Source organism: Paraflavitalea soli (assembly GCF_003555545.1).
GTDB lineage: Bacteria > Bacteroidota > Bacteroidia > Chitinophagales > Chitinophagaceae > Paraflavitalea > Paraflavitalea soli.
Map to the genome: position 1 here is coordinate 1,101,332 of NZ_CP032157.1, position 26,278 is coordinate 1,127,609.

16 protein-coding genes are annotated in these 26,278 nt (G+C 48.5%); 8 read left to right on the forward strand and 8 right to left on the reverse strand.

What is annotated here, in order from left to right; genetic code table 11:
- Positions 1-101: 101 nt before the first annotated feature.
- Entirely contained in the window at positions 102-1,103 is a 1,002-nt protein-coding gene (locus D3H65_RS04180) for an AAA family ATPase (protein WP_211345621.1), read from the reverse strand.
- 222 nt (positions 1,104-1,325) lie between these two features.
- On the opposite strand from D3H65_RS04180, the gene D3H65_RS04185 reads away from it, so the two are divergent.
- Both D3H65_RS04185 and D3H65_RS04190 read left to right on the forward strand, forming a co-directional pair.
- On the forward strand, positions 1,326-1,952 hold the full coding sequence (locus D3H65_RS04185; protein WP_119049059.1) for a DUF4159 domain-containing protein: 627 nt from the start codon (positions 1,326-1,328) through the stop codon (positions 1,950-1,952).
- Between the two features lie 160 nt (positions 1,953-2,112).
- On the forward strand, positions 2,113-4,119 hold the full coding sequence (locus D3H65_RS04190) for an ATP-binding protein (RefSeq protein WP_119049060.1): 2,007 nt from the start codon (positions 2,113-2,115) through the stop codon (positions 4,117-4,119).
- 108 nt (positions 4,120-4,227) lie between these two features.
- On the opposite strand, the gene D3H65_RS04195 is transcribed toward D3H65_RS04190, so the two are convergent.
- Positions 4,228-4,794: a hypothetical protein gene (locus tag D3H65_RS04195; protein WP_119049061.1), complete on the reverse strand. Its 567-nt coding sequence runs from the start codon at positions 4,792-4,794 to the stop codon at positions 4,228-4,230.
- A gap of 212 nt (positions 4,795-5,006) precedes the next feature.
- Here D3H65_RS04195 and D3H65_RS04200 point away from each other — a divergent pair, with 212 nt between their 5' ends.
- The gene (locus tag D3H65_RS04200; RefSeq protein ID WP_119049062.1) at positions 5,007-5,360 is read left to right on the forward strand and encodes a nuclear transport factor 2 family protein; all 354 of its coding nucleotides are present in this window, start codon (positions 5,007-5,009) and stop codon (positions 5,358-5,360) included.
- Between the two features lie 8 nt (positions 5,361-5,368).
- Here D3H65_RS04200 and D3H65_RS04205 read toward each other — a convergent pair whose 3' ends face one another.
- The 3 genes from D3H65_RS04205 to D3H65_RS04215 all read right to left on the reverse strand — a co-directional run bounded on the left by D3H65_RS04205 (position 5,369) and on the right by D3H65_RS04215 (position 11,951).
- Entirely contained in the window at positions 5,369-6,850 is a 1,482-nt protein-coding gene (locus D3H65_RS04205) for a redoxin family protein (protein ID WP_119049063.1), read from the reverse strand.
- Between the two features lie 187 nt (positions 6,851-7,037).
- A complete protein-coding gene (locus D3H65_RS04210) occupies positions 7,038-8,774 on the reverse strand; it encodes a RagB/SusD family nutrient uptake outer membrane protein (protein ID WP_119049064.1) in 1,737 nt (578 codons plus the stop codon).
- Positions 8,775-8,792: 18 nt separating this feature from the next.
- Entirely contained in the window at positions 8,793-11,951 is a 3,159-nt protein-coding gene (locus tag D3H65_RS04215) for a SusC/RagA family TonB-linked outer membrane protein (RefSeq protein ID WP_119049065.1), read from the reverse strand.
- A gap of 225 nt (positions 11,952-12,176) precedes the next feature.
- Here D3H65_RS04215 and D3H65_RS04220 point away from each other — a divergent pair, with 225 nt between their 5' ends.
- Complete coding sequence (locus D3H65_RS04220) at positions 12,177-13,883, forward strand: glycoside hydrolase family 28 protein (RefSeq protein ID WP_119049066.1); 1,707 nt, start codon at positions 12,177-12,179, stop codon at positions 13,881-13,883.
- 8 nt (positions 13,884-13,891) lie between these two features.
- Here the strand turns inward: D3H65_RS04220 and D3H65_RS04225 are convergent, their stop codons facing one another.
- From D3H65_RS04225 to D3H65_RS04235, 3 genes are read right to left on the reverse strand one after another with little or no spacing between them, the layout of a single operon-like run.
- Positions 13,892-14,974 (reverse strand): WD40/YVTN/BNR-like repeat-containing protein, encoded by a 1,083-nt coding sequence (locus D3H65_RS04225; RefSeq protein WP_119049067.1) that lies wholly within the window; start codon positions 14,972-14,974, stop codon positions 13,892-13,894.
- 18 nt (positions 14,975-14,992) lie between these two features.
- Positions 14,993-15,265 carry a MoaD/ThiS family protein gene (locus D3H65_RS04230; RefSeq protein WP_119049068.1) on the reverse strand — a complete coding sequence of 91 codons (273 nt, stop codon included), beginning with the start codon at positions 15,263-15,265 and terminating at the stop codon, positions 14,993-14,995.
- A 36-nt stretch (positions 15,266-15,301) separates the two neighbouring features.
- The gene (locus D3H65_RS04235) at positions 15,302-15,910 is read right to left on the reverse strand and encodes a DinB family protein (RefSeq protein WP_119049069.1); all 609 of its coding nucleotides are present in this window, start codon (positions 15,908-15,910) and stop codon (positions 15,302-15,304) included.
- A gap of 319 nt (positions 15,911-16,229) precedes the next feature.
- Here D3H65_RS04235 and D3H65_RS04240 point away from each other — a divergent pair, with 319 nt between their 5' ends.
- The 4 genes from D3H65_RS04240 to D3H65_RS04255 are packed head-to-tail and all read left to right on the forward strand — an operon-like array spanning position 16,230 to position 26,135.
- Complete coding sequence (locus D3H65_RS04240; RefSeq protein ID WP_162915396.1) at positions 16,230-20,654, forward strand: hypothetical protein; 4,425 nt, start codon at positions 16,230-16,232, stop codon at positions 20,652-20,654.
- Between the two features lie 28 nt (positions 20,655-20,682).
- Complete coding sequence (locus D3H65_RS04245) at positions 20,683-21,195, forward strand: glutathione peroxidase (protein WP_162915397.1); 513 nt, start codon at positions 20,683-20,685, stop codon at positions 21,193-21,195.
- A 7-nt stretch (positions 21,196-21,202) separates the two neighbouring features.
- Entirely contained in the window at positions 21,203-25,612 is a 4,410-nt protein-coding gene (locus D3H65_RS04250; protein ID WP_211345622.1) for a DUF6443 domain-containing protein, read from the forward strand.
- Positions 25,596-26,135 (forward strand): hypothetical protein, encoded by a 540-nt coding sequence (locus D3H65_RS04255; RefSeq protein ID WP_119049072.1) that lies wholly within the window; start codon positions 25,596-25,598, stop codon positions 26,133-26,135. The genes D3H65_RS04250 and D3H65_RS04255 overlap by 17 nt, the downstream gene beginning before the upstream one ends.
- Positions 26,136-26,278: the final 143 nt, after the last annotated feature.

Genomic DNA, 26,278 nt, shown 5'->3' on the forward strand with positions numbered 1-26,278 from the left:
GATTAATATGAACTGTACGAATTACAGGAATCACCTGCATAGAATTTTCGACTCCAAACTACCGCGCCAACGCTTCTGTATCCTGGATTCTGTATTCTTTCTTACAACGCTTTCGGACGTTCAATTACTTTCAACAGTGTTGCCGTGACCATATCCGAGGTCACATTTTCTGCATCGGCTTTAAAATTCATCAGTATCCGGTGCCGCAGTACGGGGAATGCCATCGTTTGAATATCGGCTTCCGTTACCGCATAGCGGCCATGCAGTAGGGCCCTGGCTTTGGCGGTGAGCAGCAGTGCTTGTCCGGCCCGCGGTCCCGCTCCCCAGCGTACCCATTCTTTTACATAATCGGCCGTAGTGGTATCAGGCCGGGTAGCCCGCACCAGTTTACCTGCCCAGGCAGTAAGGTCATCATTGATGCTTACTTCTCTTACCAATGCCTGCAGCTGCACGATCTCTTCGCCGCTTACGATGGCTTCTACTTTATTCTTGCGGGTGCCGGTGGTATTGCTCAGTATTTGTATTTCTTCCTGTTCTGAAGGGTAGCCGATCTTTACGTACAGTAAGAACCGGTCCAGTTGTGCTTCGGGCAGCGGGTAAGTACCTGCCTGCTCTATAGGGTTTTGGGTGGCCAGTATAAAGAAAGGACGATCGAGGTGATAAGTTTTGCCGGCGTAGGTCACTTCAAATTCCTGCATGGCTTCCAGCAGGGCCGACTGTGTTTTGGGCGGGGTGCGGTTGATCTCATCTGCCAGCAGGATATTGGCAAAGATGGGGCCTTTGGTAAAGGTGAATAGCCGCTTGCCCGTCACCAGGTCTTCTTCCAGGATCTCCGTACCGATGATATCCGAAGGCATCAGATCGGGGGTAAATTGAATGCGGCGGAAACTCAGGTGCAGTGCCTGCGACATGGTGCGTACCATCAGTGTTTTGGCCAGGCCCGGTACGCCTTCCAGCAGGCAGTGACCACCCGCCAGTAATGCTACCAGTATTTCTTCCAGTACTTCGTCCTGTCCAACTATTACTTTCTGAATTTCTTTTTTCAGCAGGGATACCTTTTTCAGCAGATCCTCGACTGTTGTTTCTGTTAATACCAACGTCAATAGTAGTTTTGGTTATAATTAATGTCAATGGAAAGCAATAGCCGCTACAATCGTTTTAATGGTATGATGAGATTTTTTCTCCGGTAGCGACGGAAGTTCGGGCATTTTGACGTCATATCCTTTCATTTTCTTTTGCCCGCTGTGAAAAAATCAACATTTTAATATCAATTTCATTTCATTTACTTTGCGAGACCTGACAGGTCTTTGTTTTCAATCAGCATTATGAACCAGGGCAATAAATTCACCTTCTCCCGATTAAGCTATCGTTCCGGCGACTGGGATACCGACCAGCGCATGCCTTCAAATTTATTGAACTCACTGGTGGAGTACACTACCATTCCTGTAAATCCGCAGGAGCGGATCATAGAACTGGGCAGCGAGGATCTCTTTACCGCCCCCTTCTGTTACCTCAGCGGCCACAAACTGGTGCAATTCGATGGGAGGGAACAGGCCAATTTTAAAAAGTATGTACAGAACGGTGGCTTTGTATTTGTCGACGACTGCAACCACGATATTGATGGCTTGTTTGCCAAATCCTTCGAGAACCAGATGGCCACTACCTTCGGTCCCCAGGCCTTGAAAAAGATACCCAATACACACGAGTTATACCGCTCTTTCTTCACGTTTGAAAAAGGCCCGCCGCCTACCTCCTTCGAACTGAATGGCTGGGGCGATGACCTCATCCACGACTACCTCAAAGCCGTTGAGATCAATGGCCGTATTGCCGTGCTGTACAGCAACAAGGATTATGGCTGTGAATGGGATTACGACTTCCGCAACAAACGCTTCATGGCCGAAGACAATACCAAATTTGGCCTCAATATCATCTTCTACGCTATGCAGGCTTGAGTTAAATTTTCTAAAAGCAATTGATTTCCAATTTGTTACTGGCGTGTGAGCCAATTCCTGGGATTGGCGGATGTGGATAATCAGCTACCTGTTGCCTAATTTATTTAGTATTTTATGTGTATCTTAGCTAAATAAGTTAACATTCATTAGTAGCTTTCACATGGCAAATATTGAGATCACCGGTAAAGGCATTCAGCGCGTACTCAGCAAGTTTGATTACAAACAGGCGATCGCAGAATATATCTGGAATGGCTTTGATGCAAAAGCCAATACTGTAGCACTGAATTTCGAGTCGAACGACCTGGGCTTTGTGTCCAAAATAGAAGTGGTGGACAACGGATACGGGATTGACCGGGCACAACTGGCTGAAAAGTTCTCCCCCTTCTTTGATTCACAAAAAGCCATTGAGATAGAATCGCCCAAGAATACTTCTGCGGTGCATGGTAAGAATGGTGTGGGGAGGCTCACCTTTTTCAAGTTTGCTTCCGAAGCCATCTGGCACACCGTATATGAAGAGCGGAAAAAAAGGTATGAGTATTTCATCAACATCAAGTTTGGGTCCATCAACAAATACGATAGCCCCGATTCAGGTGTACGGGAGGTGAAGAAGACAACCGGCACTACTGTTACCTTCTACAATATCCTGCCGGATATACTGGATAGCAACCTCAAAGAAGACCTGACCGATTTCCTTTGCCTGGAATTTGGCTGGTACCTGGAACTGAACAAACAAAATGGATATGCCCTGGTGATCAATGGAGTGCCCCTGGATTATTCGGCCATTATCGGCGATAAGCACCGGTTTATGCTCAACCATGCTGACAGTGGCCAGGAGTTTGAAGTGAAGTATGTACGATGGAACGCAAAGATCAATAAAGAGTTTTCCAAATACTATTACATCGGGTCTGATAATATTGAACGATATAAGGAATTCACTTCCCTGAATAATAAGGGCGATCACTTTTACCACAGCGTGTTCATCAAGAGTGCTTATTTCGATCAGTTCAGGTTCAAAAGCAATAATACCGATCCGCAATTGACATTTATAGGCAGCACGCGGATCGATCCGGTCTTCCGGTTCTTGCACAGATGGTTAGCTGCTTATTTGTTGGACAAACGCAAACCTTATCTTAAAGTATATACCGATATTTTGATCAATCAGTACGAACAGGACCAGATATTCCCGGTGTTTAGCGATAATCCCTGGGATGTGCACCGCAAGATCGAGTTGGAAAACCTGGTGCGGAACCTCTATGAAGTGCAGCCTAAGATATTCCTGAACCTCAACACGGAGCAGAAAAAGACTTTCGTGCGCCTGCTCAACCTGCTGCTGGACAGCCTGGAGCGCGACAAACTATTTGATATCCTCGATGGCGTGGTAGAACTTTCTAATGAAGAAAGGAAGCAGATGGCAGCCCTTATCAAGGTCACCCGGCTATCGCATGTCAACCATACCATCAGGATGATCGAAGACCGGTATAAAACCATCGACACCCTGCGCGACCTGGTTACACGCAAAGAATTAAAGGCCAATGAACGGGATCACCTGCAAAAACTGGTGGAAGCCCATTATTGGATCTTTGGAGAACAATACCACCTGGTCACTGCTGCTGAGCCCAAGTTTGAAGAAGCCCTGAGGCGGCATGTGCATTTGTTGCGGGGTGAAACCAAGGTGCGGCCCATTGAGCACGAAGATAAATACCGGGAAATGGACATCTTCCTTTGCCGGCAGGATGTGCTTACCAACGAGATAAAAAATATTGTGGTAGAGCTGAAGCATCCGGCGGTAAAACTGGGGGAGGCAGAACTGGCGCAGGTAAAGAAATACATGAATGTGATCATGAACGAACCACAGTTCAATGGCAATAACATGACCTGGGAGTTTTACCTGGTGGGCACTGATTTTAGCAGCAAAGGAGAAATAGAAGCTGCGCTCGACAATGCCAAACCCCATGGCGAAAAGTCACTGGCTTTCAAAACAGGTCAGTACAAGATCTATGTAAAAAAGTGGAGCGAGGTCATCAATGACTTTGAGATGAAACACAAGTTCCTCAATGATAAGCTGCAGCTGGAAAGAAAACTCCTGAATGAAGTGCATGCTTCCGCCGACCAGGCTTTGCGGTCCGCCACCACCAATACAGCGGCCATTCAAAAACAGATCATTTAAGAATTATTCAAATTGCATCGAAACTGGTCCCAGGTGCCAAGGTGGGCCGCTCTGCAGCGCTGCATATGCCGGGCGGCAGAGCGACTCACCTTTAAAAGGGCCACCCGCTTAAAGCACCTGGTATTTCCGGATCACCCAAAAGAGGTTATACAATATAAAGAAGATCACCAAGGCCGCATGAAACCGTTCATTCCGCGAGCGGATCGCCAATAAACACAGCAGCACATGGATGGCGATCCTGATAATATATTCTGTGCCTAAAGCATGGTAATGGTCAACACCCTTTAACAAGGTATCGCACACATCGAATAAGAAAGAAACACCCAGGAAAGAAAAGAACCAGGCCTTCCGGGAATAAAAGTATCCCTTGTAACCGTCATACTCCTTCATGTCATCCGGGAAGAGCAGGGAGCAAATAATATAGTATACCACCACAAAGCAAATGATAAACACGTAGGATCCGAAACTCCAGGCCGATACTTTCTTCAACAGGATCTCCCACCACCAGAAATCCAGCAAGGAGAGGAAGATAAAACCCACCCAGGCCAGGTGCACCCAATACAACCGTACTTTAGTGGGATGCTCGATCAGTTTGGCAACGCCTTTCAGCAGCGTGGCCACACTTAAACTGACGATGATGCTCATGAGCATCCGGATGTGGAAAAACTGATCCATGACCGCAGTTGTTTTTAATGATTAGACTATCTGCAAGTAGAAACGTATAATCATACAATTTAATAAATCTGTCGCAATACACCCTGCAATTTGTCAGACCCGCACTCCCTCAAGACCATTTTTCATCAATAAGTTTGTGAGCGAAACAGCAGAGCGCCGGGCATATAGGCAGGCTTATCATATTGCAAACCATTTAGCTAAAACATATAAATATGGATAACAGGACAATCATTCAGGAAGTAATTGCCGCATTTGATGCCAATAATATCGAAGGTATTCTGCAGCATTTGACCGACGACGTAACCTGGACCATGATAGGCGACCGGGTCATTTCAACCAAAGAAGGCATGCGTACATTCCTGGTCGAAGGCGCAGATATTAAAATGGTTTCTTCCACCAAGGACAATATCATTATTGAAGGAGATCGTGCTGCGGTAAACGGAGAGGTGGTCTGTAAGAATACGCAGAATGGCGATCTGTATGAAATGTTTTATACGGACATCTATGAATTGAAGAATGGCAAGGTTAATAAAATAACCTCTTACATTATCAACAAAAAGAAATAAGGAGAAGATCATTGCTTCAACAGCAGGTCGATCTCTTCGTTGAATTCTTTTACAAACTGGTCATAATATTTACCCGTGGCCGGGCCGCTATAACCTGTATGGATCCTGGCCACCTTTCCTTTTTTATCAATGAAGATAAGGGTAGGGAAGGAGAGGAAGGTATTGAGTGCTGGCAAGGAGGTGGCTACAAATTGTTTGTCGGCAGGTCCGGCAATCAGTTGCGCATATTGTATGTCGTATTTGTTGCGGGAGCGGCCCAGTGCCTTGCGCACAAAAGCAGTGTCCGTTTGCCGCTCATAGTGCAGTGCGATAGCCTCTACACCTCTTCGGGCATTGGTCTTGTACCAGGGCGCCAGGAAGGCTGTTTCGTCCATGCAATTGGGGCACCAGGTACCGGTGATCGTCACCACCACTACTTTGTTTTTATATTTCGCATCACTCAGGGATACCTTATTGCCGTCAGCATCCGGGAAGGAGAAATCAAAGGAAGTATAACCTTCTTTCAGGGTGGTAAGCGTATAAGCATCGGGCAAGGCGGCCTGCTCATTGCGTGTGCCGGTAAAATGCTGCCCACCCCGGGCGCCAACATCGCCTGTAAGCTGACCTTGCTGGTCAAAGCTGCCTTTATAATAACCCGGTCCGGAGCCAATAAAGGAAGAGAGGTAAAAAGTATTGCCTTCTACAATACCTTCCAGGTAACGGGAATCACCCGTTACCCGCAGAAAGGTAGCTTGTAGTTTTTTACCTTCCTGTTTAAACAAGCCAACGGCTTTCTCTTCCTTGCCATTTTCCGACTTGAACACAATGTCATAGGTGCCGGAAATATTGCCGGCAGGAGCAACGCCTGTTTCCCTGAAGCGATGGTGTACACCCGGCTCCGCCGTAAGGGGTGTGGGGGTGCCGCGTTTGTCCTGTCTTCTCAATACACCCGACAAGCGATGGTCGTCAATCTTAAAGGCCAGTTCATTGTCAAACTGATCCAGGAATATGAACAGGGAATCAGCCGTTTGTTGTACCCGGCCTCCTGCATATTGCTCACCGCCATTTAAGAAGTAGGCAGTAGTATCTCCTTTATCCGTCAACCGTATGTCGAAGTTGAAGGGTATCTCCACCTCCGGACGTACTGCAAAAGCTCCTCTCCAATTACCGATAGGCGAGAACTTTACATTGCCTCCCGGCTCTTCATGTTTCTTTTGCAGTTTGATATTGTATTCATTGCCAGCTGTCAGTTTTATTTCCTGCGTTTCAAACTCGTTGTGGCTGAACACCAATACGGAATCTTTATCTGTTACCGGAATATAGTAAATGCCATCTGCCTGCGATCCCGATACCCGGTCGGTTCCTTTCACGGCGATCAGTACGCCTTCCAGGGGACTGGTGTCCTCGTACGCTGTAACGGTACCTGTGATCGTGCGGCCTGTGTGCTGGGCACGGGCAGTTTGCCATGTCAGCAATACCAATGCAAATAAGGTAGGGAGTTTACGGAGCATAAAGGCATATTAATTATAGTCCACTAGATTTGTGGACAAAGATAGCCTATCACCTTTTAAGTGGCCAAATAATTTTATACAGCCCGGGAATAGCCCAATGATCATCAAAAAAATAGCTGTCAGGTAATAGCCAACCGCTACTGCCTGACAGCTCATCGCTAACAGCTAAAAGCTAACACCTGCTTCTTTATTGCAGTGGATCAAAGCTGCCGCCTGCCCAGCCATTCGTTTGTTTCAAATGACTGTTCAACTGCAAATGTTTGGAAGGGAGGGCGAAGAAATAATACTCCGGTTTCCAGAGAATATCAAACTGTGTATCCACTGTTTTAACAGTAGTTTGAAAATAGGTGGTATAATTCGTTTGTAAATGCTGATACAATTGTTGCGGCGTCATAGAGGCCTTCAGCGCATCCCATTGTGCTTTGGGGACTTTTAAAGTAACATTATGTCCATGCCGCCGGGTTCCGTTCAGTGTTGTTTCAAATGCCCTCCACCTTCTCAGGTCCCAAAAGCGTTTACCTTCAAAAGCCAGTTCAATTTGCCGTTCCAGCCGGATAGCAGCACGCATTTGGGTCTTGTTCATGCCGGGAGCGAGGCCATACAGATTGTTGGCGCCTGCATCAATGCCGGCCCGGGCCCTGATCGCCGTCAGCAATGGATAGACTTCTGCAATGCGGTCAGTTTCATTGGCTGCTTCTGCCAGGTTTAATAACAATTCTGCATAGCGAAGTTCTATCCAGTCCGTACCACTGTTGAATGCCTGGATAGAAGTTTGTGTCGTATCCACTCCTTTGCGCATATAAAAACCCGTGATCGTAGGGCTGTTCTGTTCGCCGCCTACAAAGGTCCATTGCATACGTCCGGCTTCCAGGCCGTTAATGCCCACCTGCCACAGCGCGCCATTATACACGATCGTCTGGTTGAACCGGGGATCCCTGTTCTTCCAGTAATACTGTGCGTCGTAGGGATAGGTGGTGGCCGGATCATTGATGGCGCGGCCATCTTTCATGGGAAATGCATCTACGATCTCCAGCGCTGGCCTGTTGCCTCCGGTAGCGCCCTGCGATATATCCAGCGGACGGGTAGCGGCTGCCCAGTTATTCCAACTGGCTGTATTGGTAGCCACATATTGGTACCGGCGAACAAATATGACCTCTTTATTCATTTCAGAAAACCACAAATTGGTGAAACTGGGAAACAAGCCATAGCCCTGTCCGTCCAGGTAATCTTTGGCAGCTTTGTTGGCGTCATAAGCAGCCTGCCAGCGGCCGGGAGCATTTTGAGCAGGGTCAAACTGGGGAGAAGCGTAAAACAATAACACCCGGCCTTTGACGGCCAGGGCTGTGCCTTTGTGCACCCGCCCGTTGTTGTCGCCCGAACCAACAGCTACAGCCGGCAGATAAGCAATGGCGCTGTCCAGGTCGGCAAGGATACGCGCCATGGTTTCAGTGGTCGTATTTCTGTTGACCAGCAGGTCGTCTGTCAATTGCTGGGGTTTCAGCACCAGGGGGATGCCGCCATATCGTTTGGCCATCTCGAAGAACTGCCATCCCCGGAAGAAAAAAGCCTGCCCTTTCAACAGTTTCTTATTGGCCTCAGAAAGCTTCCCCTTGTCAATATCGGACAACAGCACATTGATACCCCTGATCTCACTATAAGGCCAGTAATCAACCGAGTTTTCTGTTAACTGGCCATACATATAACTGCCGCCACCGTCGGATTCTTCTGAATAGTCCGCAAAATCCGTGGTCCAGCCTGGCAGGTTTTCTGCATGTATCCTGTTGGCATAGGCCGTAGCCAGCTCAATATCATTCCATACATCTTTTTCGTCTACCGCTGTTGGATTTTCGATGTCCAGTATCTTGTTGCAGCTGCCCAACAGGCAGCTTCCTATCATTAGTAATAATAATCCCCGTGTTTTCATAACAGCATTGTTTAAAGTTTACAAACCTATATTTACGCCCAGTGAATAACCTGCCATCATCGGATAGGACAGGATATTGTTCATTTCCGGATCATAAATATTATTTCCGGAATAGATCATCAGCAGGTTGCTTCCTGTGAAGTATACCCGCGCACTCTTCATGCCCGTAGGTTTTATAAAGTTTTGAGGAAGGTTATAAGAAACTGTTACGTTTTTCAACCGTAAAAAGGAATTGTCCACCAGGAAGAAAGACGACTCGTCAAAGCGTGTCCGGTAGGCTGTGACGCGGTAGCCGGGATACTTTCCATTGGGGTTGTCCGGCGTCCAGCTATCAGCCCAGTATTTGAAGGATGATTCTTCGGCTCTTGCCTGCACATCCCTGCCTGCGGTAGGAAGCATGGCTTTGGCGCCCGCTACACCCTGAAACAGGATGTCAACACTCAGCCCTTTCCATGAGCCTCCCAATGAAAAACCAAAGTTCATCGGAGGTGAACTGTACCGCGCAATATATTCCCGGTCGTCAGCAGTGATCTTTCCATCCGGCTCATCACTGGTAGGGCCGCGCAGGTCGGCATAATTCAACATGCCCAGCTGCGGTTTTACGCCCAGTATCGTGTAGCCTGCGGGCAAGGCATCGAGGTCTTTTTGCGTGCGCAGGATGCCAACAGCCCGGTAGCCAAAAATACGGCCGGTATTATATCCTTTTTGCGATTGATAGGCGCGTATGTTCTGGGCCTCATCCAATACCATCACTTTATTGGTGGCCAGGCCGAAATTGCCTCTTATATAATAGTTAAAGGCATCCTTGCCACCCGTGCTGCTGCTATAGTCCATTTCCACCTCAAATCCTTTTGAATCGATCTCCTGGTAGTTTTCATCCGGCAGATCGGCGCCCAGTGTACTGGGCAGGCTCAGCTCTCTTTTGCCAAGGATATCATACGTATGCCGGTAAAAGAGATCCAGCTTGAAACCTACCTTGCTGTTCAGGAAGCGGCTGTCGACACCCACATTGTAATTCAATGATTTTTCCCAGGTAAGCGCCCTGTTGGCAAGAACACCAGGCTTCAGGCCATATGATTGATCATTAAAAATAGCGCCGGGCTGAATGCTGTACGATTGCAGCCATTGGAAATTACCTACCTGGTCATTACCCAGCAAGCCTACAGACCCCCGCAGTTTAAGGTCATTGATGAAGTTCACCCTTGAAAAGAAGTTCTCATTAGATATCCTCCAGCCGGCCGATAGAGAAGGGAAGAAGCCCCAGCGGTTCTCCGGCGCAAAGATCACCGAGCCATCATAGCGGAAGGAGGCTTCCAGCAGGTACTTTTGATCATAGTTGTAACTCGCCAGTCCCACATACGATATCCTGGCCGTGTTCATTTGTTCTCCATTGGCTATGGAGCCGATCGTGCTGCCGGCCGCATACTGATCGATGGCGGAAGAAATGAAGTCATTACGCTGGCCGGAGAACCAGGTAGTGTTTTCTTCAGCCTGCTCATACACCAGCAAGGCGTCCAGTCCATGTTTCCCGAAATTGCGCTTGTAATTGAGCTGCGCGTTGAACTGGTACCGGTTGACCTTATCGTTCCTCGATAGCAGGAATTCCACCGCAGCCCTGGGCCGGATGCCCACCGCCTGGTCGCCTACAATATGGTTGTTGGTGCCGGTCGTATTGAACAGCGTCATATTATAAGGCAGGTTGAACTGCTTGTTGTAAATATCGCGGTTGTACTTGTTGATGGATGCCCGGGCAGTCAGACCTTTTATGAACGGCACGGTATAATTCACCGTAGCGATCATATTGACCCCTGTCCATTTTCTTTTATTGTACCCCGATTCAGACGGCGTAAGCACTACCCCGGGGTGCCATTCCACCCAGTTGCCTACCGGCAACCCATTTACATAAGGAGGCACCATCGCCGGTCTTACCATTAAAGCTTTGTACAGGTCTTCCATCCGCCAGTTGCCCACATCCCAGCTGGGACCATTGGTATTGCGCGTTTCCGTATTGAGGTCAAGCGATATTTTCAGGTTCTTGGTTACTGTTACATCCACATTACCCCGTACACTCAGTTTCTGGAAGTCTATATTGTTAAACGTACCCGTGGCTTTGTTGTACGAGCCGCCCAGGAAGTATTTTACATTTTTTGCCCCGCCGCTTACATCCAGTGAATGTTGCGTGGTAACCGGGTCTTTCCACATTTCATCTACCCAATTCCAGCTATGCGTTTTGAAATAGTCCAATTCATCCTGCGTATAATACCGCGCATCTGTGGCAGGTACGAGGGTATACTGCAACTGTTGGTTGATGATCGACGCATGTTCAAATGCATTCAGCCTTTCTGGTATTTTGGTGGGCGACTGCAAACCAAACAAACCATTATAGGAAAGTTTGGGAGTGCCTTCCTTACCTCTTTTGGTGGTCACGAGAATGACTCCGTTGGCTGCCCGTGAACCATAGATAGCAGCTGAAGCGCCATCCTTCAGGATGGTGATATTCTCCACTTCATAAGGGCTGAGTCCATCAAAGGCAAACTTGTCACTCACTACGCCATCTATCACGAACAGGGGAGTGGCATTATTAATAGTACCTACCGCCCGTATCCTGATATTCGATTCCATGCCCGGTGTACCGGCCGCTTGCGTAATGGTGGCGCCTGATAACCTGCCTGCCAATGCATTGGAGAGGTTGTCGACCGGTGTATTGGCAAACTCCGAACCGCTTACCGAAGATACCGAGCCGATCACCGCTCCCCTTGTCTGGCTGCGGTAACCTGTCACGATCACCTCCTCCAGTTTACCCGTAGCGGTCATGGTAATATTGATCACGGAGCGCTTGTTCACTGCAATGCGTTGCTCCGCATAGCCGGAATAAGAAAAGACCAGCAGGCCGTTTTCGGGCACCGTGATCGTATAGCTACCGCTGTCGGTGGTGGTAACAGCGGTGGCGGCGCCTTCTACCGTCACCGTCACGCCGGCCAGCGGGCCATTGGCACTGGATACCGTTCCTTTTACCACTATATCAGCTACTTTCCGGATGTGATAGGGAGGGCTGAAGTGGTGACCAACACCGTGGTCGGAGGGCGCTGCGAAAAGTGTTTGGCCGGCAAGTACGCCTGAAATCACCAGCATGGATAATTTCAAAGGTCTGGCCGTTGCCGCGGTAATTTTTTTCATGAAAAGTTGAGTTTGGCAAGTGGATAATACTATAATGAAGAGGTTCCTGCAATAGACAAAATATCGGCGCACTACCGATGGACTCAGTTGGCAATTTATTCAGTCATTTTGACAATAAACGACGGTTGCAGATGAACGTTGTATAGGTTTGAAAAGCTAAAATAGCTTACCGCAAAGCCAGTATCGTTTGATCGTTGAATTATTAATTAGTGCATATTCGTTGTTATGAAAAATAACGATTCCGTTTCCCGCCGCCAATGGTTCGAACGCATGGCTGTACCTGCCATTACCCTTGCAGGAGCAGGTCTGATAGGTATGCCCGCTGCTGCAACAGCAGCCCCGCACAGCAATGCCCCGCATGAAGATATGTCCGCCGGTAACGCCTTATATAATGTAAAGGATTTTGGCGCCAAAGGCGATGGTCAAACCCTCGATACTGCCGCTATCCAGGCAGCTATTGATGCCTGCACCAAAGAACAGGGAGGTACCGTAGTGATCCCTGCCGGTGAATTTATTTGCGGCACCATCGAATTGAAGTCCGGTGTTACCCTGCATGTGGCCACCAATAGCCGTTTGCTGGGGAGTAAAAAACGGGAAGACTATACCGCCGGTAAAGGCGTTCCTTCCGGCAATGGCAATATTGTATTTATCTATGCTGCCAATGCAGAGAATATCTCCATAGAAGGGTATGGAACTATTGATGGAAATGGTCTTTCCTTTTATAATGGCAAAGGAGATAATACCGGCCCCAACCAACGAGGCGTAGGCGGTAATTTCGATCGGCCCCACCTCATCGTATTCTATCAATGCACCAGGTTCCAGGTAAAAGACATCCTGCTCACCAACAGCGCTTACCACTGCTTCCGCATCCTGAAATGCAAGCACGTGCAATTGCACAATATCCGCATCTACAACCGTGTCAATAAGAACAATGACGGCTTTCACTTCAACGATACCCAGTATGTACACATCACCAATTGTGATGTGCAGTGCCAGGATGATGCCTGCGCCTTATTTGGCAGCAACCAGTTTGTTACCGTCACCAATTGCAGTTTCAGCACCCGCTGGTCCATCTTCCGGTTTGGCGGTGGTGAAGCACAAAATATCACCATCTCCAATTGCCTGATCTATGATACCTATGGTTGTCCTATCAAGATCAGTTCCGGCAGGGCCAAAATAGAAAACCTGAGCTTCTCCAATATCATCATGCGCAACGTGACCGGACCCATCGGCATCGGATTTACAGGCAGTAGCAATCAGAACAACAACAATAATAATACGACAGATACAACGCCTTCTTTTGTGCGCAATATCTCTTTCAGCAATATCCGGGCAAGTGTGGTAGAAAAACCGGTGAACCATCCGGATATTCATTTCGGCGTAAATGTATTTGACGGGGAACTTAATTCCTGTATCACCCTCAATGGGGTAGGGAAGGTATACCTGGAAAACATCAGCCTCTCTGATATTCATGTTGTTTATGCAGGGGGAGGCACCAAAGAACAGGCGGGTAAAAGAGAAGTGCCTGAGTTGAGCGCTGAATATTTTGGTGTGTGGGGTACAGCGCCTTTTGGCCCGCCTGCTTATGGATTGTATGCCCGCAATGTGAAAGGATTGAGCCTGCACAATGTACGCTTCACTTATGAAAAGCCCGATGCACGCCCTGCCATTATTCTCGATAATGTACAGGATGCTACTATTAATGGCCTGAGCGCCCAGGGCAGCACAGCAGGAGAGTTGTTGCGCTTCGTCAATACAAAGGATGTATTGCTCACAGCCACCCGTGTGCTCTCGCCCGCAGCGGTATTCCTCCAGGTAGAGGGCGCTGCTTCTGAAAATATTAAAGTGGATGGCGGGGATATCAGCAAGGCTGTCAAACCGCTGGCCCTGGTAAGTGGGGCTGTAAAAAAAGCAGTCACGCTGCGTGTTTGATCCTTGCCTTAATCTGCAAACTGAACAGAATATATCATTGGCAGGTAGTTGTTGATTACCTGCCAGTTTTCTCCTTTGTCGGCAGAGAAGAACAGGTTGCCCGTGGTAGTACCAAAAGCTACCGCATTGCCAGCGCTTACTAAGGCATGGCGGTATACGATGTCAAAACAGTTTTCCTGCGGCAGTCCATTCCTCAGCTCTTTCCAGGTCTTGCCTCCATCATCCGTGCGGCAAATACACAAGGCGCCTTTGATGGCTGTACGTGTTTCATCACTGCGGGCGGGTGCTACCCATGCCTGGAGCGGATTGTCTTCGGCTACTGCGATGGCAAAGCCAAAGTAAGCAGGGCCATTTGCCTGGCCAATATCTTCCCAGTTTTTAGCGCCATCTGTAGAGCGGAAGATACCGCAGTGGTTCTGTTGCCACAGGCTGTCCGGATCGCCGGGTGCCGCTACCAGGATATGTGGATCGTGTCCTACTTCTGTAGATGGATCGGGCAGAAATTCTGCACGCAATCCTTTATTACGTATGGCCCAGGATTTGCCGCCATCCACTGTTTCAAATACGCCGGCGCAACTAATGCCTATATGAATATGGTTCTCATCCCGGGGATCTACTACGATGGAGTGGATACCGGGCAGGTCGCGGCCACCGCCAAACCATCCTTCTTTACGGGTAGGATGATTCCACAGCGATTCCACCAGTTGAAAACTGTTGCCTTCATCTTCACTCACAAAGAGGCCGCCGGGATCAGTGCCTGCCCATATTTTGGAAGGGAATTGTTTGCCTCCATGCGCCATAGACCATATATAGCGGGTAGTGGCCTTCATGCCGTCTTTCACTTCTGCTCCTTCGGGATAAGCGGGTGCGGCTACCTCCTCCCAGGTTTGCCCGCGGTCTTTGGAGCGGTGCATCTTCACCCCCCAATGTCCATGGTCCAGGCAGGCCCACCAGGTGCCATTGCGCGGATCGGCATAAGCGATCGATACAGGAACACCTTCAAAAGAGAGATTAATGGCCTTCCATTGGCCTTGTTGAAACTCATAGGCGATAAACCCTTTACGGGTCCCCAGTAGCATCGTTGATTGCATATAGAGCTGGTTTGAATGTTATCCTCCCGATAAAGCCTGCATAATATAGATCTCGCTGTTGGAGGAAAAGGCATCACTCAGCGAGGTCCTGTCTTTGATCAGGTGGCCATCGATGAATATATTCACATGTTTGCGCAGCTGTCCCTGTTCATCCAGTATATAACTACGCATGCCGGGATACCTGGCTTCCATCTCGTCGAGGATGGAAGCCAGTGTTTGTCCCTGTGCCGGTGTTTGCGTTAAACCCGGAAAGAATCTTTTCAATGCATAGGTGAATTTGACAGTAGGCATGACTATCGGTTAGCTGCTGTGAGCGTTGGAAAGCTTTTAGTTTTTAGGAAAGCCCGCATCGGCTTTTACCTCCCTGATCTGTTGCGTATGCCGGTTGGTATGGGCAGCCATGAACAGGATCATCTGGTAACTGTCAAGCAGACCGAACTGTAAAGTGATCACATGATTGCGCAGGTCATCATCAGTAGACTTGACGTAATCTGTTAGTTTAACCCGGCCACTTTGAAAGGCGGTAAGGGCTTCGGACATGGATTTAAAAGCGGAATTCTCTGGTTTAAGCTGATCGAAGGTTTGCCGTTTTGTTGACCGGTCTTCTATCATCTTAACCACTTGTTCATCGGTCATTTTAATCTCGCTGCGTTTTTCAGGATTGGCCGGTTGTTTGATCCCGCCATCTGTCATTTGCCACAGCATCTGTTCAGTCGTGGCAATGTGCTTAACGCATTCTTCCACGCTCCATCGGTCTGCTGCCGGTTTGTACTTCAACTGGGCTTCGCTCAAACCTTTTAATTCCTGTAACAGGTCTTTTTCTGTGGATTGCAGTAACTGAATAGCGTCTTTTCTTTCTTTTTCTGAAAGGCCATTAGCGGGAATGGTAAAAGCCAGTGCCGCCAGGGCAACTGCAAAAAATAGCATCGTTTTCATACCTAAGCAATTATTGATGAATAATTAGATGGCTAAATTAAGGTCTCACGGGGGGAGGAATAGGGGGTAAAACAGACATTTTGTAGGGTGGATCCGGACAAATAGGCGGGTACCAGCTTTCGCAAGGCTTAGAAAGCAATCAATAAGCAGTAAAGATAAGAATAATAATGGATGGGCTAAAGTACTAATAATTAATCAATTGGGTCAAATAAGACTTTCTCTTAAAATATTTAACAGGGTGGCTTTAGTACAGAGAGGCCAATTGGTTGTTTTATCTAGTAGGCGGATACGATAGTAAATATAAAGGATAACCGATACCATGCTAAACCGTATAAGACTTTTACGAAAGGCTGCCATTATTGGTATGCTCTTACTGCTTGCTGTTGCTGTAACAATTGCCCAGGAGGATCCTGGTTCCCCTTATCCCAAAGTCACCATCGCCTCTCCCACAGCTGTCTCACTGGGAAAGTATACCGATATCCCGGTCAACTACCACACGGGCATTCCGCAGATCAATATGCCCATCTACACCATAAAAGAAGGTCCTCTTTCTTTACCCGTCAGCCTTAACTATCATGCAGGGGGTATAAAAGTGATGGAGCCTGCCAGTTGGGTAGGAGCGGGCTGGTCTTTGCAGGCCGGTGGTATGATCACCCGTGTAGTGCGTGGTGCGCCGGATGAAGCGGGTACCACAGGTATGGGCGTGTATGGACACTTCAGCCACTATGGTTTCAGCAACTACCTCACTATCAATAGCGGATCGACTGCTCCCTATGATCAGGCTTTTGCCAATGCGCAATATGATGGCGAGCCCGACCTTTTTTCCTTCAGCTTCAATGGCTATTCCGGTAAGTTCTATTTTGACGACGATCGGAAACCCGTTTTGGTAAATGGCGAAGACCTGAAGATAGATTACTATTTCCCGCGCGATACTGCCAGTTCTTTCACAGCCCAAAGCTCCAATATCCAGGGTTTTATCATTACAGTACCTTCCGGTGATAAATACCATTTTGGTATTACGCCGGGCGGCAATACCAGCGGCGTGAGTGCTGTAGAGACTTCCTTCCTGTATTCCGGCGATCCCAATATGACCGATCGCCTCTTTGCGAGTTGGTTCCTCAACAAGATTGTTTCGGCCGATGGTATGTTTTCCATCAACCTTACCTATGCCGCAGAGAACTATAGTTATTTCACCCTGTCTATGTTCCCGGTAAATGGCAACTTCTCTTCCAACTGGACCAACCCTTCACAAAACGAATACAAGCTCGTTAAAAATTATGTACAGGGCGTACGGCTAAACCAGGTGTCCTTTTCCAATGGTATAGTGAGCTTTCTGCCTGGAAGTAACCGTACTGATCTTAGTAATAGTTACTTTGCAGGTGCTACGTATGATGACAATGCCAATACAGAAGCCAAAGTGCTCGACGCTATTGCCGTTACCAATAACCAGGGTTTCTGTAAAAAGTTTCGTTTCTTTTACAGCTACTTTACTGCCCCCGACGAAAACCTGCCGGGCTACCTGTCCAACTACTCCATTCAATCCGATCGTTACCGGCTGAGGCTCGACAGCCTGCAGGAACTTACCTGCAACAATACGCTTTCCCTGCCACCGCACAGATTTATATACAACAGTAGCACCCTGTCCCGCCGCCTCTCCTTCGGTCAGGACCACTGGGGTTATGCCAATGGGGTGGTGGGCAACAATACCCTGGTGCCTACTTATACCATCAACACCTATAAATTCGTGCCCGGCGCCGATAGAGAACCTGCCTGGCCCGCTATGCAACAAGGTGCGCTGGCTAAGATCATTTATCCCACCGGCGGCTATACGGCTTACCAGTTCGAGCCCAATCGTACCTGGATAAGCACCACCCGTTATAATGAGACCTTCCGTTATTCCTATAGCGTAGGGTATGATGGTAGTAATACAGCCTCCTTTACCAATCTTTCCTTTAGTAACAACTATTACCGCGTTGTAAAAAGCAATAGTGCTTGCCCGCCCAATACCCCCGGCTGTACGGCAGGCGCTTCCCTGGTAAACGGCAGTAATTCGGTAGCGCTGGGAGGAATAGCCGGCAACAGCCGGGATACTTCCATTATACTGATACCGGCAGGTACTTACACGCTGAACATGTGGCGCGATGCTGCCCAAACAGGTAGCGGAGCACAGTATACGTTTACCGAGATCATTCCCCAGGCGGTAAATGAAAACGCAATGGTGGGGGGATTGCGCATCAGGCAGATCATTCAGAAAGACAGTGCCCTGGCGCGCGACAGTATCCTTACCAATTATGAGTACAATGTCAATAACCGGTCCACCGGTGTCCTTTACAGCCGTCCGGCCTATGTGCAGGTGGTACGCAACAACGTGGTCAAAATGTTTGGACTGTCTCCTGCTGGTTCAGGGGCTGCCACGCATCCCAATACCAATGGTTGCATGGGGCCCGAAACGGGCAACAATACCCAGCTGTATTTCAAATCACCCTGTCCTATATTTCCCATGGCTTCCACCCAGGGCAATCATATAGGATATAATGAAGTAAAAGTATTTCAGCCTGGAAATGGGTACAGCATCTATCGCTATTATGGTTCCGGCCAGTGGGATACGGTCGATGATGACATTGCTTACCGAAATATTAATCCCACCATTTGTAATCCTTCTACTCCCAATAGCCCGGCTGCTCCCTTGCCTTATGAGTACAGGCGCGGACAGCTGAAGTATGAAGGCCATTTTACAGAAGCCGGCCAGTTGCTGAAAGAATCCTATTATACCATGCAGTTCGATAGCACCCAGTCAACCCCTGCTTACATGGTCAATTATGTGTTGGGCGCTTTACTGGGCAATACATATGAGCTAAAAGGCTACCGGAAAAAACAAACCCAGGTTATCACCAATACCCTTATACCTGCCACTGGCGCTTCCAGCCAGGTTATTCAGACGGTATACAACGAAAGCCCCTGGCACAACCAGCCTACACGCCTCGTAACCATTCAGGCGGCAGGTGATACGCAGACCATCCGTCACCAATACTCCCGGGATTTTCGCATCAGTTATTGTGATACTATCAGCACCGGCCTTACGGCTTACAACACTGCCTGCACCAGTTGTGATGCTACGATGTATACTGCTACTGCCGGTTGTACTACCGTATCCTGCCGCTATGGGGCCTGGGTCAATAATATTATTTGCCGGGCCAATGCCCGCAAGGCGTACATCACCCGCCGCCGCAATAATTTTACCAACTCTTCCAATGCATTTGCTGCCTGCCTGCTCAATGCTAAAAATGCCGCCGATGTTGCCCTCAAGCCCATCCTTGAATTACAACAGCAGTCCATTCTTTTGCCCATCGAAACCGCCCGGTGGAAAAATACGTGGCTCGTCGGCGCATCGTTCTACGGGTACGATTATATGGCGTACCCCGTAGGAAAAGTTTACCTGGCCAAAGGCCGCAAGGTCAACCTGGCAGCGCCTGCTGGCAGTTTCACCCAGGCTGTCACTGCCGCTGGTAATACCTCCCTGGCTATGGACAGCCGTTATGCAGACGAAAGCAGTTTTAAATACTATGGCGGCAATCCGGTTCAGCTCACCGCCAAAGATGGGATCAGCAATACCTTTGTATGGGATTATCAGAATACCCTGCCGGTAGCATCAATTACCAATGCAACCACTGACCGGGTGGCTTATACCTCTTTCGAAACAAATGGCCTGGGTGGCTGGAACCTTAATAGCGGAGCTGTCCTGCTCAGCAACGGCGGCGTCACCGGAATTAGGGCCGTAGCCGGCGGTGTGAATAAAACAGTGCCTGCAGGTAATTATGTCGTTAGCGTATGGAGCACGGGCAATACCTGGATCAATGGACAGTTGCAAACCCAGCCGCCCGTTAAGTCAATAGGCGCCTGGAAACTTATTGAACTGGCTTTAACCAATGTCACCACCATCAATGTATCGGGCGATACTATAGATGAAGTAAGACTATTTCCGCAGGGAGCGCTTATGACTACTTATACCTATGCGCCACTGATAGGCATTACCAGTCAGTGTGATGCAACAGGCAGGATGTCTTATTACGAATATGACAGCCTTGCCCGTCTCATTCGCATACGCGATGACAACGGGAATATCCTGAAGCAGGTCGACTACCAGTACCAGGCGCCTGTTCATGGCAATGCTGTATGGCAGGCCACAGGCATTACCCGGTGCAAACCCTGCGCTCAAAATGCAGCTTATACCTCCAGTGTCCTGCAGAACCAGGAAAAAGACATCAATCCCAATAGCACTACCTATAATCAGTTACGGTGGGCGGATGCCGGCACCAGCAGCACTTGTACACCAACGCCCGACTGGCAGAATACCACCACGGCGCTGCGTTGCCGCCAGGCAGGTGGGCAAAATACGGGTGAGCAGGAGCAGGAACAGCGGGACAATAACCCTTGCAGTATTTCCTATAACGTGCCCCGCTGGGTGATTGCCGGTACGAACCTTACTGCCTGTCCTTTGCCGGTGGTTACCTGCGATGCCAGCAATTGCAGCGGCAATGATAAAAAATGCGTATTCGGCGTGTGTGAAACCGGCAGGGTAGTAGCCATTTCCTCCGTATGGAAGAAAGTAGTTTACAACGGTGCACAGGTATTCAAATGGGAATGTGTTCACAAATATTGTTTTTCCGATGGCACTGGCAGTACCTATACCTGGATCACATACAACGATACACCCTGTGCCATTGGCAACTGCAATCCCGAATGATCCATACAACCACGTAAAAACAAATGATATGCTGCTGATCCAATTCTTGCTTTGCATCCTGCTCACAGGTATTTATGATATACAGATCACTTCGATTGACGGCACGGCCGTTTCCATGAGTAAATTCCGTCAGCAGAAAATATTGCTGGTCAATATCGCTACCGGCAGTCCAAGGGTAGGCCAGTTGGGCGAATTGCAACAACTGCACCAGCAATATGGCGATAGTCTCGTCATTATAGCTTTCCCTTCCGAAAGCTTTGGTCATGAGGCCAGGACCAACGAAGAGATCGCCCGTTTCTGCCGGGATAACTGGCAGGTCGGTTTCCTGCTGGCTGCCAAAGATCCGGTGACGGGTACGGCACAGCAGCCCCTTTACCATTGGCTTACCACCCTGGCCGATAACGGCGTCAACAATACAGCACCTGCGGGGGATTTCCATAAATTCCTCATTGGTAAAGAAGGCAATATCATTGGCATTTTCGCTCCTTCGGTCAGTCCGCTGGATAGTACACTCATCAACGCCATCAAGGACACCCAATAACCCTGCTATGAAAATAACCATCTGCCTGTTTGTTACCACCATCGCCGCACCATTGCTGCTGATGCTGCCGGCGCATGCACAGTTGCCCCCGCCGCTGCCCCTCAATTACAATGCAGCCGCCAGGGTTAATTTTATTCGTACCTGGGATGCCAATGCGCCGGAGCAGAGCCCGGCGACCCTGGTTACACGCCCGGTAAAAGATGTGCGGCAAACGACCGCTTATTTTGATGAGTTGGGAAGGCCGCTGCAAACGGTCACCAAACAAGGATCGCTCATTACCGGCAGCAGCCCGGTGGATATGGTGAGTGCGGTAGTGTATGATGCGTTTGGCCGCGAGAGATACCAATACCTGCCCTTTGGCGCCAACAATGCTGGCGGTAATGGCTCCACCAACGATGGGCTCTTCAAGCTCAATCCCTTCCAGCAGCAGGCACAGTTTTACAATAGCCAGCTTGCTGGTCAGCCCGGTGAGACCAATATAGGACCTAACGGCCTGAACTGGGCCTACCAACAAACAACCTTTGAATCCTCTCCACTCAACCGGGTGCAGGAAAGCTTTGCTCCCGGTGTTGCCTGGGTGGGTACTGCTGCGCAGTTGAATGATAGCAGCCGCCGTTCCATAAAAACCAACTATTACGTCAATACCGCTGCAGATAGTATAAGGAGCTGGACGGTTACTGATGTAGCTGGTAACTGGGGTAGCTATGCCGTAACGGGGTTTTATGCAACAGGAGCGCTTTACAAAACCATCACGGTTGACGAGCGGGGCAAGCAGGTGGTAGTATTCAGGGATAAGCACGACCATGTGTTGTTGAAGAAAGTGCAGCTTACTGCCAATGCCGATAATGGCGCTGGCGCCGGATACCAGGGATGGCTTTGTACTTATTATCTGTATGATGACCTCGACAGGCAGCGACTCGTGATACAACCCCGGGGTGTGGAATTGCTGGCTGCCAATAACTGGAACCTTACCTGGAGCAGCAGCGTTATTCTTGATGAGCAGTGCTTCCGGTATGAATACGATGAGCGTGGCCGCCCCATCCGTACCAAAGTGCCCGGCGCCGGTGAGCAATATACGGTATATGATCAATGGGATCGTCCCGTGCTCACCCAGGATGCCAACCTGCGCCTGCAAAATACCTGGCTCTTCACCAAGTACGATGCACTGGGCCGGCCCATCTATAGCGGTAAGTATACCAATGCATCCTATACTTCACAGGCTGCCATGCAGTCCTATCTCAACAGCCTCAACCTGGCGCGGTATGAGAATTATACCCCTGCGGGTGCACTGCCTATGTATACCTTATCACAAAGTTTCCCCGTAGTTACCTATGCCAATATCCTGTCGGTTACTTATTATGATGATTATACCTGGACCAATGCTATGGCCGTTGATTACCGCAGTTTCGATAACAGTTTCAATACGGCTTTCTCCACCGCTTATACTGCCTGGCCTTATCCCCGGCCCGTGCAGCCCGATGCCGGTACCCGTGGATCGGTGACGGGGCGTATCACCAAAACCACCGATGGTGCTACCGCACTGGTAGCTGTGAACTTTTATGACGATAAAGGCCGTGTAGTCCAATCCAAGGTGCAGAATATCAGTGGCGGGTGTGATATTACCACTACCCAGTACAGTTTCAACGGGCAACCGCTGGTATCCGTATTGCGTCAGCAGAAAAACAGTCCCAATGCGCAAACCCATACCATCACTACCCGGATGGAGTACGACGATCTGTGGCGAATGCTCACTGTAAAGAGATCGGTTGCCAGCAGTATCAATGGTCAATCTTTCAGTGTGCCCGAACAAATACTCGTGTCGCAGGAGTATGATGCCCTGGGCAGGTTGAAGAAGAAGGTACTCAGTCCCACCGGCAGCAGTACCGGCGGCCCCCTGGAGCAAATGAATTACGAATACAATGTCCGGGATTGGATGCTGGGCGCCAACCGGGCCTATGCAAAGGATACCAATAGTACTACCAACTATTTCGGTTTCGACCTTGCTTATGACAACAGTGCCCTCACTGTCAACAATGTGGCCAGTCCTTATGCCGGCAGTCAGTTCAATGGCAATATGGCGGGTATGGTGTGGAAGAGTAGCGGCGATCGCCGTGTGCGTCGTTACGACTTTACCTACGATGCGGCCAACCGGCTTACCAATGCTTACTTCAGGCAATTTACCGGCAACACTTTCAATCTCAATGCCGGTCTCGATTTCAGCACTACCGGCCTCAGCTATGATGCCAATGGCAATGTCATGACCATGAACCAGAAGGGATGGAAACCTGGTGGCAGCATCACCATAGACAGTTTGTTGTATACCTACTACGCCAATACCAACCGCTTGCAGAATGTGTGGGACCGGCTGAATGATCCGCTAACGCGCCTGGGCGATTTCAGGAGTTCGCCCATCTATACCGCGGCGCTGGGCAGCAAGACCACCGCTGCTGTGGATTATACCTACGATGCCAACGGCAACCTGAAGAAGGACCGCAACAAAGATATTGGTACGGCTGCGGCAGAGGATATTGTGTACAATCACCTCAACCTGGTGCAGTCTGTGACTATGCGCAAGGAGGGTGGGGTGGTAAAAGGCGTCATTACTTATACCTATGATGCGGCAGGCAATAAACTGCGCAAGCTGGTGCAGGAAAGCGGCCGGCCTGATAAGACCACCCTCTATATTGGTCCGGCTGTGTACGACAATGATACCCTGCAGTTCATAACACATGAAGAAGGGCGTACCCGCTATGCAAAGAAATTCTTTTTGAGTGAGGACAGTATCTTCCGATTCCAGCATGATTATTTTCTGCGGGATCACCTGGGCAATGTGCGGGTGGTGTTGACCGAGCAGCGCGACACGGCGCAGTATTTCGCTTCCATGGAATTGGCCAGGCGTACCAAAGAGGACCGGTTATTCTACAATATTCCTGCCACCGCATATGCCAAAACGGGCGTGCCGGGCGGCTATCCATTAGATACTACCACTATCCCCAATGATTATGTGTCGCGGGTGAGTGGCAGCGACAACCGGGTGGGGCCGGGGATCGTGCTGAAGGTGATGAGTGGCGATAAGGTGGATATGGTGGTCAAATCCTTTTATCGTGGCGGGACGGGTGCGGGCAACAGCAGCCCGGTGACGGATATCCTGGCTTCCCTGGCGGCTGGTATTGTGGGCATTGCGGGTGAAAGCAAGGGTACCCTGGCAGCGCTGAGCAATGGGGCCAGCAGCCCTTTATTGGGCGCTTTGACCGGTTTTCGGTCGGCCAATAACCCCGATCAGGCCACCAAACCCAAGGCTTACCTCAACTGGATATTGCTGGATGAGCAGTTTAACCTGGTGCCTGCGGGTAGTAGTGCGGTGCCGGTAGGCGCTCCTGATCTCCTGCTTCCCCTGGGCTATACCGGTATGCCCATCACCCGCAATGGTTTTTTGTATATTTATGTAAGCAACGAAACCCAAAACTGGCCGGTGTTCTTTGATAATTTGAGTGTGCGGCATTATGCCGGGCCTTTGCTCCAGGAAACCCATTATTATCCGTTTGGGCTTACGATGGCGGGCATTTCTTCCCAGGCGTATGGAAAATTATCGAATAAGTATCTTTATAACGGTAAAGAAAAGCAGGAGAAGGAGTTTAGTGATGGTAATGGGCTGGAGTGGTATGATTACGGCGCGAGGATGCAAGATGCGCAGATCGGGAGGTGGCATGTGGTAGATCCGTTGGCGGATAAGATGCGGAGGCATTCCCCGTATAATTATGCGTTTGATAATCCGATCAGGTTTGTTGATCCGGATGGGATGGAGCCTGAGACGGTCAAGCCAATGGATGAAAAAGCTTTAAATGCAATAAAAAACACCTTGACTAAAGAAGATCAAAAGTATATAAAACTGGATAACGATGGGAACATTGACAAAGCCTTTATGAATAGCCAAACCAGTGAGAGTGGGAATTTTAACAGGCTTAAAGAGTTAGTAAATAGTTCATATACCGTTGAAGTGCATGTAGAAAACAAGTATAGCTATAAAACAAAAGAAGGTGAAGCTATAACTAAGGAGTTTTCGCAACCAACAATTGATAAGGAATATGAGCCAGGGGCAATGGATGTTAAAACAGGAGAGACTGGTATGCTAGGTAAAACTGTAGTGCCAGAAAATTCCGCCAATAACAATTTGTCAACTAATAATAATGTTCAATCCTATACAAATGGTAAGTTAAGCGAAGAAGGGCAGGCTCAAAACGTTTCTCATGAGCTCTATGGGCATGCTTTATTATATATCAGGGACCCGGAAGGTAAAAGCTATGGTCATCAAGTGCCCCAAAATAGCTTTAAAGAAACCAATAAAGCATTGGTGAAAGAAGTGTCATCTGCAATTAAAGAAACAATCCAAAACATGATAAATGCAAAGAATAAGTAACCTCCTTATAGTGCTACTTTTTACAACAGGCTTGAAAGCTCAGGAAGTTAATAAAGTCAAAGATTATTATCATTACCCCAATGGAGATACAGTGTTTATTACAACTTACATCATTAAGAATACTCCGAAAAGTGAGCTGTTTATGTGGTTTGATATAGATGGGAAACAAAGGTCTCAAGTCGAATATTTTTTAACAAAAAAAGAGGATTACTCGTTGTTGTCAATATTGAATGATGATGAATTTGATAATAAAAGATTCGATATCATTAATTTGAGTTTTATCAAGAAGATTAACAAGAATAATTGTTTCACGATTTCAGTCTCATATAGTCGGAAGGAGGATTGGGAGAGAAACTTGTTTGATGACAAAATTGTATTTGTTAAACCAAATGAACTGCGGCCAGCAATAAGGAGTGCTTTAACCAGGACTGATGAGTGTTATTATAAGTCTGACTATATCTCTCTTTCGTTTGACTCTTTGAAGGTAGGTAATATGAAAAACGAAAACCAAAGCCTAAAATAAAACTGGATAACGATCGGGACATTGATAAAACGTTTATAAATAGCCAAACCAGTGAGAGTAGGAATTTTAACAGGCTTTAAGAGCTGGTTAATAGTGAAATCGTATTTGAGGTTAATGTGTCCAAAACATATACTATGAAAAAT

What these genes read in the sequence shown, in the direction of transcription:
- D3H65_RS04240 (WP_162915396.1), top strand. Translation starts at nt 16,230, where the DNA reads ATGCTAAACCGTATAAGACTTTTACGAAAGGCTGCCATTATTGGTATG.
- D3H65_RS04190 (WP_119049060.1), top strand. Translation starts at nt 2,113, where the DNA reads ATGGCAAATATTGAGATCACCGGTAAAGGCATTCAGCGCGTACTCAGC.
- D3H65_RS04255 (WP_119049072.1), top strand. Translation starts at nt 25,596, where the DNA reads ATGCAAAGAATAAGTAACCTCCTTATAGTGCTACTTTTTACAACAGGC.
- D3H65_RS04250 (WP_211345622.1), top strand. Translation starts at nt 21,203, where the DNA reads ATGAAAATAACCATCTGCCTGTTTGTTACCACCATCGCCGCACCATTG.
- D3H65_RS04220 (WP_119049066.1), top strand. Translation starts at nt 12,177, where the DNA reads ATGAAAAATAACGATTCCGTTTCCCGCCGCCAATGGTTCGAACGCATG.
- D3H65_RS04215 (WP_119049065.1), bottom strand. Translation starts at nt 11,951, where the DNA reads ATGAAAAAAATTACCGCGGCAACGGCCAGACCTTTGAAATTATCCATG.
- D3H65_RS04235 (WP_119049069.1), bottom strand. Translation starts at nt 15,910, where the DNA reads ATGAAAACGATGCTATTTTTTGCAGTTGCCCTGGCGGCACTGGCTTTT.
- D3H65_RS04230 (WP_119049068.1), bottom strand. Translation starts at nt 15,265, where the DNA reads ATGCCTACTGTCAAATTCACCTATGCATTGAAAAGATTCTTTCCGGGT.
- D3H65_RS04195 (WP_119049061.1), bottom strand. Translation starts at nt 4,794, where the DNA reads ATGGATCAGTTTTTCCACATCCGGATGCTCATGAGCATCATCGTCAGT.
- D3H65_RS04205 (WP_119049063.1), bottom strand. Translation starts at nt 6,850, where the DNA reads ATGCTCCGTAAACTCCCTACCTTATTTGCATTGGTATTGCTGACATGG.
- D3H65_RS04225 (WP_119049067.1), bottom strand. Translation starts at nt 14,974, where the DNA reads ATGCAATCAACGATGCTACTGGGGACCCGTAAAGGGTTTATCGCCTAT.
- D3H65_RS04200 (WP_119049062.1), top strand. Translation starts at nt 5,007, where the DNA reads ATGGATAACAGGACAATCATTCAGGAAGTAATTGCCGCATTTGATGCC.
- D3H65_RS04185 (WP_119049059.1), top strand. Translation starts at nt 1,326, where the DNA reads ATGAACCAGGGCAATAAATTCACCTTCTCCCGATTAAGCTATCGTTCC.
- D3H65_RS04245 (WP_162915397.1), top strand. Translation starts at nt 20,683, where the DNA reads ATGCTGCTGATCCAATTCTTGCTTTGCATCCTGCTCACAGGTATTTAT.
- D3H65_RS04210 (WP_119049064.1), bottom strand. Translation starts at nt 8,774, where the DNA reads ATGAAAACACGGGGATTATTATTACTAATGATAGGAAGCTGCCTGTTG.